The organism is Aggregatilinea sp. (genome assembly GCF_036822615.1).
In the GTDB taxonomy this organism is placed as follows: domain Bacteria; phylum Chloroflexota; class Anaerolineae; order Aggregatilineales; family Aggregatilineaceae; genus Aggregatilinea.
This window is the reverse complement of the sequence record NZ_DAISHJ010000145.1, coordinates 1-11475: the sequence shown is the minus strand read 5'-3', so window position 1 is coordinate 11475 and position 11475 is coordinate 1. Positions and strand designations below refer to the sequence as shown.

At 62.2% G+C, this 11475-nt stretch carries 10 protein-coding genes; 7 read left to right on the top strand and 3 right to left on the bottom strand.

The features are described from left to right. Positions 1 to 449 precede the first annotated feature (449 nt). The 3 genes from V7116_RS23380 to V7116_RS23370 all read left to right on the top strand — a co-directional run bounded on the left by V7116_RS23380 (position 450) and on the right by V7116_RS23370 (position 3995). The gene (locus V7116_RS23380) at positions 450 to 1808 is read left to right on the top strand and encodes an extracellular solute-binding protein (RefSeq protein ID WP_324394405.1); all 1359 of its coding nucleotides are present in this window, start codon (positions 450 to 452) and stop codon (positions 1806 to 1808) included. A 105-nt stretch (positions 1809 to 1913) separates the two neighbouring features. After that, positions 1914 to 3119: a carbohydrate ABC transporter permease gene (locus tag V7116_RS23375; RefSeq protein ID WP_324394404.1), complete on the top strand. Its 1206-nt coding sequence runs from the start codon at positions 1914 to 1916 to the stop codon at positions 3117 to 3119. 3 nt (positions 3120 to 3122) lie between these two features. Next, positions 3123 to 3995: a carbohydrate ABC transporter permease gene (locus V7116_RS23370; RefSeq protein WP_324394403.1), complete on the top strand. Its 873-nt coding sequence runs from the start codon at positions 3123 to 3125 to the stop codon at positions 3993 to 3995. Positions 3996 to 4153: 158 nt separating this feature from the next. Here the strand turns inward: V7116_RS23370 and V7116_RS23365 are convergent, their stop codons facing one another. Together V7116_RS23365 and V7116_RS23360 are read right to left on the bottom strand one after the other, a co-directional pair. Further along, the gene (locus V7116_RS23365) at positions 4154 to 5518 is read right to left on the bottom strand and encodes a DUF4062 domain-containing protein (RefSeq protein WP_324394402.1); all 1365 of its coding nucleotides are present in this window, start codon (positions 5516 to 5518) and stop codon (positions 4154 to 4156) included. A 264-nt stretch (positions 5519 to 5782) separates the two neighbouring features. Further along, positions 5783 to 6427: a non-canonical purine NTP pyrophosphatase gene (locus V7116_RS23360; RefSeq protein ID WP_324394401.1), complete on the bottom strand. Its 645-nt coding sequence runs from the start codon at positions 6425 to 6427 to the stop codon at positions 5783 to 5785. 208 nt (positions 6428 to 6635) lie between these two features. On the opposite strand from V7116_RS23360, the gene V7116_RS23355 reads away from it, so the two are divergent. The 3 genes from V7116_RS23355 (at position 6636) to V7116_RS23345 (ending at position 10080) form a co-directional block, all read left to right on the top strand. Next, a complete protein-coding gene (locus V7116_RS23355) occupies positions 6636 to 9017 on the top strand; it encodes a sensor histidine kinase (RefSeq protein ID WP_324394400.1) in 2382 nt (793 codons plus the stop codon). Positions 9018 to 9024: 7 nt separating this feature from the next. Next, the gene (locus V7116_RS23350) at positions 9025 to 9528 is read left to right on the top strand and encodes an HAD family hydrolase (RefSeq protein WP_324394399.1); all 504 of its coding nucleotides are present in this window, start codon (positions 9025 to 9027) and stop codon (positions 9526 to 9528) included. Between the two features lie 165 nt (positions 9529 to 9693). After that, positions 9694 to 10080 (top strand): hypothetical protein, encoded by a 387-nt coding sequence (locus tag V7116_RS23345; RefSeq protein WP_324394398.1) that lies wholly within the window; start codon positions 9694 to 9696, stop codon positions 10078 to 10080. A gap of 36 nt (positions 10081 to 10116) precedes the next feature. Here the strand turns inward: V7116_RS23345 and V7116_RS23340 are convergent, their stop codons facing one another. Continuing rightward, positions 10117 to 10689: a DUF2087 domain-containing protein gene (locus tag V7116_RS23340; RefSeq protein WP_324394397.1), complete on the bottom strand. Its 573-nt coding sequence runs from the start codon at positions 10687 to 10689 to the stop codon at positions 10117 to 10119. Positions 10690 to 10872: 183 nt separating this feature from the next. Between V7116_RS23340 and V7116_RS23335 the strand changes: the two genes are divergently transcribed. Continuing rightward, on the top strand, positions 10873 to 11475 hold a 603-nt coding region (locus tag V7116_RS23335; RefSeq protein WP_324394396.1), incomplete at its 3' end, for an NAD(P)/FAD-dependent oxidoreductase.

Here is an 11475-nt window from a genome sequence, read left to right as displayed (position 1 = left end):
AAACACGGGATGCACTCGCCACCGCACGCCAGGGCCGATCGCCGTAGGGGTAGGGCTTGCCCTACCCGGCTTTTCTCACCACAGGCACCACACTCTCACCCCCACACAACCCCACCCTGCCCGCGCCTGTCTCCCCTCAGCCAACTTGATTGGAGAGGGGCCGGGGGTGAGGTCTGCCCTTGCCCTTGCCTTTGCCCTTGCTCTCCGCCAACCGCTAATCGCCAACAGCCAACCGCTGCCCCAGCTTCCGAATCATACAAAAATCCATCCGCAGCCGCGCAGCCATCCGGGGAAAATCGCTCCGTAAAATTTTATTTATTCACATGCGCCGAACCGCTAGCCCGCGCTTAACTTCCGTTTAACCTTCCATGTTTAACTTATCGCATGCTATACTGATAGCAAATTGCCTGTTTCGTCCAATATGCACAATAAGAGAGGAATAAAACAGGATGAAGAGACTAGTTTTCTTGACCCTCGCCGCGCTGCTCGTGGTGGCCGCTCTGATGCCCGCCGCCGGTGCCGCGACCGCTCAGGAGCCGATCGAGATCAACGCGTGGGTCGCGTTCTCGGACTACCGGCTGGACTGGGCGAAAGATGTTGCCGCAGCATTCAACGCCGAGTATCCCCAGTACAACGTCGTTGTCACCGGCGGCTACACCTATGAGGAACTGTTCGCCCAGGTCACCGTTGCCGCCGAGCAAGGTGAACTGCCCGCGATCGTGCAGTTCTTCGAGGCCGGGACGCAGGACGCTCGTGACAGCGGCCTGTTCAAGTCGATTCAGCAGGCAATTGGCGACCGCACCGAAGTCAACGGCATCCCCACCAACTTTGACGACATCGTTGCCCCCGCTCGTGAATACTATTCGCTGAACGGTGAATTCACCTCGATGCCCTGGAACACCTCCTCGGCGCTCATGTTCAACAACATGACGATCCTCAACGCCGCGGGCATCGAAGAGCCGCCCCAGACCTGGGCCGACGTAGACGCCGCCTGCGAAGCCGTCATGGCGATGGACAGCCATCCTGAGTACTGCTTCACCTTCCCCAACCACGGCTGGTTCTTCGAGCAGTGGCTGGCCCAGCAGGACGCGCTGTTCGTGAACAACGACAATGGCCGTTCCGACCGCGCGACTGAAGTTGCCTTCAACAGCGACGCCGGTGTGGCGGTCCTCAACTGGCTGAACGACATGTACGACAAGGGCTACCTGTACTACAGCGGCGCCCAGGGCGGCGACTCGTGGGGCACGGTGGACCAGGCCTACCAGACGCAGCAGGTTGCGATGGCCGCGTACAGCAGCTCCGACACGACCCTCTACACCAACATGGGTAAGGAAAACGGCTTCGAGACCGTGGCGTCCTACCTGCCCTACAACCAGGAAACCGGCTGGACCGGCAACCTGATCGGCGGCGCGACGATGTGGCTGACCGACGGCCTCGATCCTGAGGTGGAAGACGGCGCGCTGTCCTTCATGCTCTACATGTCCAACACCGAAAACGCCGCGGCCTGGCACCAGCTGACCGGCTACATCGCCATCCGCGAAAGCGCCAACGAGCTGCTCGAATCTGAGGGATGGTTCGAGGAAAACCCGAACCAGACCGTGGCCGCTGATGAACTGGCGAACTCCACGATCACCCCGGCGACCAGCGGCGCGCTGGTGGGCGGGTTCCCGGCCATCCGCAACGTCGTGACCGCCGCGATCGACCGCGTGCTGCTCACCGACGACGATCCGGCTTCGGTGCTCAACGATGCGGCTGACGAAGCCAATCAGATCATCGAAGAGTACAACCTGCTGAACGCGCCGGAATAAACCGGTACGGCAAGCCTGATAAGATGCAACACCAGGGGCGGCATTACGCCGCCCCTCTTTTCCTTTTTTGAATCCACCGAAAGTGTTGAACGAGAAAGACATGGCATGATGGTTGTCTCACCGCTGCTCTTGGGTCTGGCTGCTGCCGTCATCGGCGCCGCCGTGCTGGGGCTGATATTCCAACGAGTGCGAGGATCTCTGCTGCTGGGCAGCGTGCTGGGCGCGGTTGCCGGAGGGGCAGGCTCGCTGCTGTTCATGATCCCCCTCGACTACTGCACCTTCGAGGCCGAACGCGAAACGATCGACCGGGTCTTCGGTTACGGGCTGATCGCCGCTGGCATGGCGCTCCTGATCGCCCCGATCGCCTGGATCAGCGTGCGCAAGCTGCGCGGCCAAAGTCTGGTTTCGGCCACCTCCCAACCGACGCAGGGCACCTTCAAACACGGCTGGATCGCGTTCCCGCTGCTGGCTCCCACGCTGATCATCCTGCTTGGTTTCCTGTACTATCCCTCGCTAGAAACGCTGCGCCTTTCGACCAAGCTGGCACGCATGGGTGCGAAGCGCGAGGCGTTCATCTGCGTGGATAACTTCACGCGGCTGGTGCAGGATTCGTCCTACCTGGACATCGTCGGGCGCACGATGTACATGTCCATCCTGATCGTCGTGATCAGCATGGGGCTGTCGCTGCTCATCGCCACGATGGCCTATCTGCCGCTCAAAGGCGCGTCGATCTACCGCGTCCTGCTCGTGTGGCCCTACGCGATCTCCCCGGCGGTGGCGGGCGTCATCTTCCTGCTGATGTTCAATCCCTCCGGCGGCATTATCAATCACTTCCTGGGCGACTGGTTCGGCATCCGGCCCGGCTGGCTCAACGACCCGGACGTTGCGCCGTGGACGGTGATCCTCGCCAGCGTATGGAAGTCGATGGGCTTCAATATCCTGTTTTACATCGCGGGGCTGCAAAACGTGCCCAAAGATTTGATCGAGGCGGGCGCGATCGACGGTGCGGGCGTGTTGAAGCGCTTCTGGCACATCGTGTGGCCGCTGCTGTCGCCCACGACGTTCTTCCTGATCATCACCAACATGACCTACGCCTTCTTCGAGACGTATGCCACCATCGACTACCTGACGCCCGGCGGCGGTCCGCTGCAATCGACCACCACCATGATGTACCGGGTCATCCAGCTTGGCGTCGATAATAACGACCTCGGCAAAGCCGCAGCACAGTCGATCGTGCTGTTCCTGATGGTGATCGCCATGACGCTCGTCATGTTCCGCACCAATGGCCGCCAGGTCACTTACGGAGTGTAAGCAGTGGCAAGCCTTTCTCAAGAAACCACCCACGCAGACGCGACGTACGCCGAACCCCGGACCGGCTGGCTGCCCAAGCGCTGGTACGCGCACGTGGTCCTATGGATCTCGTGCTTCATCCTGGGCGTCCCGGTCTTTTACGCGATCATCGTGGCGACGCAGTCCAACGCCGAGGTTTTCCGCTACCAGTTCACCTTCGGCAGCGCCATCTCGGACAACTGGCACATGGTCTTCGTGCAGCGCCACCTGCAAGACTACATGGTCAACAGCCTGATCATGACCGCAGCGATCACCATCGGCAAAACGATCTTTTCGCTGCTGGCGGGGCTGGGCTTCGTCTACTTCCGGTTCCCCGGCAAGTGGCTCGTGTTCGGCTTCGTGCTGATCACGCTGATGATGCCCACCGAAGTCCTGATCATCGCGCTGTTCCGGCTGGTAAACCAGCTCGACTGGGACAACACCTATCTGGCGCTGGTCGTGCCGTTTCTGGCAAGCGCGACCGGGGCATTTTTGTTCCGGCAGCACTTTGCCAGCATCCCGCCGGAGCTTTCCGAAGCGGCCCAGCTCGACGGGGCCAACCCGCTCCAGTTCCTGATGCGCGTGCTGATCCCGATGAGCTGGAACACCATCGGTGCGCTGGCCGTCGTGCAGTGCATCTATGCCTGGAACATGTACACGTGGCCGAACATGATCATCTCGGATCAAAAGATGGACGTGGTTCAGGTCGGCATCGGGACGCTGCGTGCCGGTGACAGCGCGATCCAGTACGGGCCGCTGATGCTGGGCGCGGTGATCGCCAGCCTGCCCCCCGTGATCGTGTTCATCCTGCTGCAAAAGCAGTTCATGAGCGGCTTCCAGCTCACGACGGACAAGTAGCTACCGGCACAGTCAAGCAAAACAGGACGACACACGGTTAACGCGGTTCTGTAGGGGCGGGTCTGTGACCCGCCCGTTTTTTTCTCGGGGCCCCCGCGCAACAGGGTTGCGTGGGGGAAGGGGCCAGGGGATGGGGGGCTACAAGCGCAGAACACGCTCTATCCAAGCGGATGGTGCTTGGCAATTACAGCCCGGATCGTAGACTCCTGGTTCTGGCGTGTAAAATAGGTTTTCGGCTGATCCGATACATCGCGGACATCGTAAATCACCTCGTCTACGTAGGTTACTTCCAACAACATCTGGATGGTTTCGTCCTCGCTGTCGTTGTAGCGTTCAAAAGCCCCATACTTGCGGTCCAGGAACCACGCCGCGCCCCACGTGCCCAACCCCCTGATCCCGGCCAGGAAGAAGTCTTTCAGGGTGGCCTCGCCCATCACTTTTTGCGCGCGGGGATCGGTGAAGCGCGCCAGGACCGCGTAATCTTTGGCAATGATGCGTCCGTGTTCCGGCCTCCATTCCCCGCCGCGCAGCGTATCGCGCTGGAGCGCCAGATACTTGGAGAGCGGCGACTCGACCTTGAACCATCCGCTTTTGCCGCGCCACTGAATGAACGGCTCCGTATCGCCCCGCCGGGGGAACGCACGGAAGCGCGCGATCCCCTCGTACAACTTAAGCTGCTCCAGGCTGGGCAGGTTTCGCGGCAGGCAAATCCAAAGCCGGTTGCGGTCGTGAAGGTCGGACGGGTAGTGGATGCTGGTATACGTCTCCGCCTCACGAAAGCCAGTCAGACGCAGCGTTTTTTCGACTTTTTGTAACGCCTTAAAATCTTCAAAAACGACGTTAGGGACAAGTCTTTTCAGCCAGATTTCGTCTGGTTCTTCTTGCGGCATAAAGGAACGGTTCACCGGGGGATAAATCATGACGAGCTTGGGGTTGCGCTGCTCTCCGGTAATGCCAAGCTGCCAGAACGCACGCAGACATTTTTGTTTGAACGTGGACAGGCTGAAGCGCAGCATGATGTTGTACAGGTCGTGGACGAGCAAATTCTGAAACTCGTTGACGTCCTTGTACGAACGATAGAAGAATCCCTCGTCTTCCAGCCGGGTGCGCAGTTCTCGTGCTTTCCGCTCCTGCTCGCCGGGATCGTTGTTATCCGGTATCTCGTGAAAGTACGACAGGATCGTGATCTTCCGGTTCTCTTCCAGCATTTTGCGCGCCAGATCGATTTCCTGTTCCATGCGCGTTTCCGCTTCCCCGGGATCAGCCGTTCCGACGCGCTTGTTCAGAATCAGAATGAAAACATGGCACGACTTAATCAATTCGTTGAACGTCTGTTGAATTCTGTTCTTGTGCGTATAAGGCGGCTCGTGTTCCCATTTCACACAGTCCGCGCGAAGGCTCAACGTATCGCGCACCCTCAGATCGACTTCCCTGATGGTGTCTTCAGCGACCCTACGTTCCTCCCGCACATCTCCAGGTGAGGATACAAAAATACGCAGCGGTTGATAGTAAGAAGCTGTCATGCCGGACTCCCGAGGCGCGCAAATTTTTGGGCAGCAAACTAAGTAAGGCGCAAAAAGTTATAGAATCGAGGCGATGCGGAATGAATCGCACTGCCCCGCACCTCGTCCCCGGCCCTTCCAATTGGGTTGGAAAGGAGCCGGGGGGAGGCAGATTTGGCTTGGTTTTTTCGAGGGATCGCGTACAGGCTGGACAGCCGCAAACGGAGCGCCCAACCCTATCGGCATCTCCCACCATGTCCCTAGTGTAATACAAATCCGGTGAGCTTATGCACCATTCGTCACTAATGCCCGAATAGCCGGTAGCGCGCGGCGGACGGCGTGCTCGCGGTGCGTGACGTAGGCGGCCTTCTGCTCGGCAGGGAGATAGTGAATTTCCCCCAGCAGCATGCCCCATTCCGGCACGGAAAACAGCGCCTCGAACGGGAACCCGGGAATGCGCAGCGTACCGGGCTGCTCCTGGATCACGCCGCGCAGCGTGCCGTCGAACAGTTTCAGCGGCATCCCCGGCGCGCCGAGCGCAATCACCGTGCGGAACTGCGCACCGCGTTGTGCCGGGGCAATCCCGGCCATCTTCGACAGGCACAGATCGATGATCGCCTCATCCTCCATTGTGTATCCCAGCCAGCGCCGCACGTGGATCCCCGGCTCGCCGCCGAGCGCGTCGATTTCCAGCCCCGTATCGTCCGCCATCACCACCACGTCGTCGCGGCCCGCTGCCGCCAGCGCGTCGAGGTATGCCTCGGCCTTCAGCCGCGCGTTTTCTTCGAGCGTCGTGCCGTCCTCCGCGACGTCCAGGTCCAGGCCGATGTCCTGCGGCGCAAGCAGATCCAGGTCAAACGTCCGCATCAGGTTACGGATCTCCATCATCTTGCCAGGATTCGTCGTCGCGTAGAGAAAGGGGCGTGTCATGTGGATAGGCTCCATTGCAGGGATATTCCGGCGGGAAGACCTTAAGTCAGAGCGAAATCATACGAAACAGGCCTAGAGGTCTATCGCCGGAGGCTGAGAATTCGGTTACTATTAGCTCAGGTCGTTCAATCCATCCATTTTCTGTCGATCTGAGCCGGATTCATTGTACCGCCTGAAGGCGGATACACACGCATTTGGGGTGATGCCCTTGCCGAGCACTATGCTGCTGCCCGCAACACTCGTTGCTACTTATGCCGTGCTGCTCCTTCTCCTGGCCGCGCGCGATCGCGCCGCCATCGGGATCGGGGCGCGCCGCTGGCTGATCCCGGCGCTGTTCGTGGCCGGAATCGCGGCGGCGGTGCATGTGCTGCCTGAAGACGCGCATCTCACCGCGCCGTACGATGCCCTGTTCCCCTCCGATCTCACGCCCGGCGCCCTGTTCGTGCTGGCGACGGATTTGATGCTGGTGTTTTTCGGCTGCCAGACGCTGCGCTATTTGCAGTACCGGTCGGTGATCGTCTGGCTGCTGGCCGGGATGATCTGGTGGATCGCGCAGGCCGTGATGCTGTCCGTGGACCCGGTGCTGGCCATCGGGGAGGTCGGATGGCTGGACACGCTGCTGGACCCGCTCACCTCAACGTCGGCGCTGCTGATCGGCGGCTGGATCGTCGGCGGCGTGTGGATGCTGGGCGCGGCGTTCATCGCCTACTACCGCGCGCACCTGCCCGAAGTCGCCAACCGCGCGCTGTTCTGGGCGATCCTCGTGCCGCTGATCTGGATCGGCTCCGTCGCGGGAACGAACGGTGACGCGATTTTCGCCAAGCTCGGCTGGGCGATTCAGTTCCTGGGGCTGCTCGGCGCATGTTACAGCGTGATGGCCCGGCGGGTGATCAGCATCCGCCACACGCTGCGCTGGACGGTCGCGCTGGTGCTGATGGTCGTCACCACCACCCTGTTCTTCTTCGGGCTGGTCATGATCGGCGTGCAGCTCCAAGAAGACGGCAACGCCACCCCGGTCGTGATCATCGTGCTGGCGGCGGTCGCGTCGATTTTCTTCCTGGCGCTGCAAGCGCTCCAACAGGTGATCGCGCGGTTCTGGGGTGCGTCAGCGGACGGACTGCCGCCGCTGCTGCGCCGCTACAGCGAGGAAATCGCGGGCATCGTGGACCTGGACGCGCTGGTCAACGTGACCGTGCGCACCGTGGGCTACGTGCTGCGCGTGCGGCGCGCCGGAGTGATTCTGGTCAGCGGCGAGGATGCCGAGGGCCTGATGTTGGAATCGCCCCCGCAGAGCGACAGCGATCAGCCGCCGACGTCGTGCACGCTCAAGTTCGACAGCCCGATCCTGCGCCACCTGCTCGACCGGCGTGCGCCCCTGCTGCAATACGATCTCGACTTCGAGCGCGTATACACCACCGCCGATCTTGCCGAGCGCGCATTTTTCCAAAGCCTGCGCATGAGCGTGTACGCGCCGGTTTTCGTGCAGGGGCGGCTGGTGGGGCTGGTCTGCTGCGGCGCGAAGAATTCTGACGACGCGTTTTCACGGCGCGATCTCGAAGTGCTGATGACGATCGCCAACCAGGTCGGATTTGCGCTGCGCAATGCGCGGCTGGTGGATGACCTGCGCCGCCGCGAAGCCGAACAGGCCCAGCTCAACCGCGCGCTCTCCACCACGACCGACCAGCTCGAAAAGCTCGACACCGTCAAAACGGACTTCATCACGGTCGCCAGCCACGAGCTGCGCACCCCTCTCGCCCAGATTCGCGGCTATACGGACATTCTGGAAGCCATGAACGAAGAAGGCGCGCTGGACGAGGATCAGGTGACGGGCATGACATCCAGCCTGCGCAAAGCCGCCGACCGGCTCGAAAACCTGATCGGCGCGATGCTCGACGTCAGCCAGATCGACGTGAACGCAATGGACCTCGCCTTTGCCGACATCACGGTCGAGTCGGTGATGCGCATGGCGATCGAGCCGCTGACCGAATCGATCCGCCATCGCAAGCTGATGCTCTCGGCGCGCGGGCTGCGCCATCTGCCGCACATCCAAGCGGACCAGCAGCGGCTGGTGCAGGCGTTCCGCAACGTGATCACCAACGCGATCAAGTACACGCCGGACGGCGGACGGATCGACATCACCGGGGTCGTGGAGAACGACGAGGTCATCGTCCAGATCAAAGACTCCGGCATCGGCATCGACGCCAGCGACCAGGAGCTGATCTTCAAAAAGTTCTTCCGCGTGCAGGACCCCAAGCTGCACTCGACCGGCGCGACCAAGTTCATGGGCGGCGGGCCGGGCCTGGGCCTGACCATCGCGCGCGGCGTGATCGAAGGTCACGGGGGGCGGATCTGGGTCGAGAGCGAAGGCTGCAACGCGGAAAAGCTGCCGGGCAGCACCTTCTTCATCGCGCTGCCGCTGCACCCGCCGACCGGAGCGCGGCGCGTCCTGCCGTTCGAAGTCGCGGGACAGTCCGGCCAGATCGTCATCAGCACCTCGAACGGGCCGCGCAGCTTCGACGAAACGATGGTCGCCTCCCATACGCCGCCGCAGCCGCTGCCTGCCGTGCGGCCTCCTTCGCCCGAAAGGTAACCTGCCCGTGATCACGACCCTTATCTTCGACGCCGGGGATACGCTGGTGCACGATATTCCCGGCTTTCCCGGCAAGCTGGTGGATGCGCCGGAACTGGTCGCCATGCCCAACATCGAGGCGGCCCTGGACGCGCTGAAGCCGCAGTACACGCTGGTGGTCGCATCGAACGCCAACGTCTCGCTGCCCGACGACATTCGCCGCGCGACGGCCCGCGTCGGCCTGGACCACTACTTCGCGCAGTTCCACACCTCGGCGGCGATGGGCGTCAGCAAGCCCGATCCGGCCTTCTTCGCCGCGATCCTGGCGGCGGCTGGCTGCGCGCCCGCCGAGGCCGTCATGATCGGGGATACGTTCGGCACGGACATTCTGGGCGCGAAACGCGCCGGGCTGCACGCAGTGTGGTACAACGTGCGCGGCGAGGCTGTCCCGGCGGGCACCGCCACCCGGCCCGACGCCACGATCACCGATCTGGCCGATCTGCCCGCCGTGATTCAGGCGCTGGTGGGCTAAACGCATCAAGCTGTACCGGTTCGTAGGGGCGTATCGTTATACGCCTCTACGCCATTCCTCCCCGCCTGAATGATCCGCTTGCCCTGCCCCGCGTGCCGATCCGCCCGCATCCTTGCTACAACCTGAAACACGGCATGTATTGTGACAGGTGTAAAAGGACGGACCATGAACAAGATTTACCGGAAGTACATGATCGCGGCAGGCGTGCTCGCGCTGCTGTGGGGACCGCTGCCCGGCGCATCGATCGTGCTGGGCGCGCTGGAAGTTGTGATGATCCGCGAGATCGCGCGGCGGCACGGCCACAAGCTCACCTTCCGCGAGGCGCTGAAGGCGGGCGGCACGATCTTTTCCGCGGGCGAGACGTTCAGCCTCGCGGCGCTGGAACTCTCGACATTCGTGCCCGTGCTGGGCTGGTGGGTGGCAAAACCGGCGGTGGCCGTGAGCGTAGTCTATGGCATGGGGCGTCTGGCGGACAGCTACTTCAGCGGGCGCGGCAGGGATAAGCTCGAAGCGGTGGGCAAATATCTGCCCAGCCGCATCTTCAGCCGCTGACAGACCGGAAGTCCTGGCGGGCGTCCGGCCTGCGGATCAGGCCTGGGGCGGTGCGAGCCGCCAGTAGATGTTGCGCTCGCGCTTGAGCAGCCCCTGCTCGATCATTTCGCGCCGCAGCGTGGCCGAGTCGGGGTAAATCTTGCGGATGAGGTCGTTGACTTCCATCTCGGTATACTCGCGCCCCACCTCGAACTGGCTCGCCAGCCAGCGCAGGATCACGTCGCGCTTCTTCCGCTGCGCCGGGATATCCTTCAGGCGGCCATTCTCGAAGAAGTCGGTGAGCACCTTACGCTCCCACGCTTCCGCCTCTACATCGTCTGCCCACGACGCGATCATTTCCAGGCTGAACAACTGTTTGTTCACGGCTTCCAATCCTTGACGTTTCAATTGGTAAAAGCGAGTGTTGCCCTCGGCGCGCACCTCGACCAGATCCAGCTCTTTGAGCTTGGCGAGGTGATGCGACACGGTCGGCTCCTTGAGGTCCAGCAGCGCGGCCAGCTCGCCCACACTGCGCTCGCCCGTGCTGAGCAGGCCCAGGATCTTCAGGCGGCTTTCCTCCGCAAGCGTCTTGAAGAACGCCAGCAGAATCTGAAGTTGATCGTCGCTCATGACGCGCTCCTATTTAGATATACATCTAATTAGAAGTATATCTAAATAGCTTGCGGAGTCAAGGCGCAGCATCCCGGAAAAGCGCGTTCCTCCCGGTGATCGATCCGCTCCGCCTGCTCCCCTTGACACGCTCTGGTATCATAGGGCGCGGTATTCTGAACGAGAACGGACCTGATTCAGCCCATGAACGACTCCCACCCCTACGACGTGATTGTGATCGGCGCGGGCGCGGCGGGCCTGCTGGCCGCCGGACATGCCGCCACGGAAGGTGCGCGCACCCTGCTGCTCGAAAAAATGCACCACCCCGGGCGTAAGATCAAGATCACCGGCAAGGGGCGCTGCAACGTGACCAATACCGCGCCGCTCAGCGAGTTCATCGGGCATTTCGGCCCGAACGGGCGGTTTTTGCGCCACGCGTTCAACACCTATTTTTCGCAGGACCTGATCGAGCACCTGCACGCGCTGGACGTGCCGACCGTCACGGAACGCGGCGGGCGCGTATTCCCCGCGTCCGGCGAGGCGGAGCACATCGTCGAAGGGCTGGTGCGCTGGGTGCGCGAAATGGGCGTGCAGATCGAGCCGTTCGCCCCGGTCGAGCGGCTGCTGGTCGAGGACGACCGCATTAGCGGCGTGCATGTGGCCGAAGTCCCGCCGGGCCGGACGCGTACCGGCGCGCCGCACGCCTTCCCCGCCCGCACCTACCGCGCGCCCTCCGTCATCGTGGCGACCGGCGGCGCATCCTACGCGGCGACCGGCTCCACGGGCGACGGCTACCGGCTGGCCGAA

Coding starts and splice junctions, on each gene's coding strand:
- V7116_RS23380 (WP_324394405.1), top strand. CDS start 450: ATGAAGAGACTAGTTTTCTTGACCCTCGCCGCGCTGCTCGTGGTGGCC.
- V7116_RS23375 (WP_324394404.1), top strand. CDS start 1,914: ATGATGGTTGTCTCACCGCTGCTCTTGGGTCTGGCTGCTGCCGTCATC.
- V7116_RS23365 (WP_324394402.1), bottom strand. CDS start 5,518: ATGACAGCTTCTTACTATCAACCGCTGCGTATTTTTGTATCCTCACCT.
- V7116_RS23360 (WP_324394401.1), bottom strand. CDS start 6,427: ATGACACGCCCCTTTCTCTACGCGACGACGAATCCTGGCAAGATGATG.
- V7116_RS23345 (WP_324394398.1), top strand. CDS start 9,694: ATGAACAAGATTTACCGGAAGTACATGATCGCGGCAGGCGTGCTCGCG.
- V7116_RS23340 (WP_324394397.1), bottom strand. CDS start 10,689: ATGAGCGACGATCAACTTCAGATTCTGCTGGCGTTCTTCAAGACGCTT.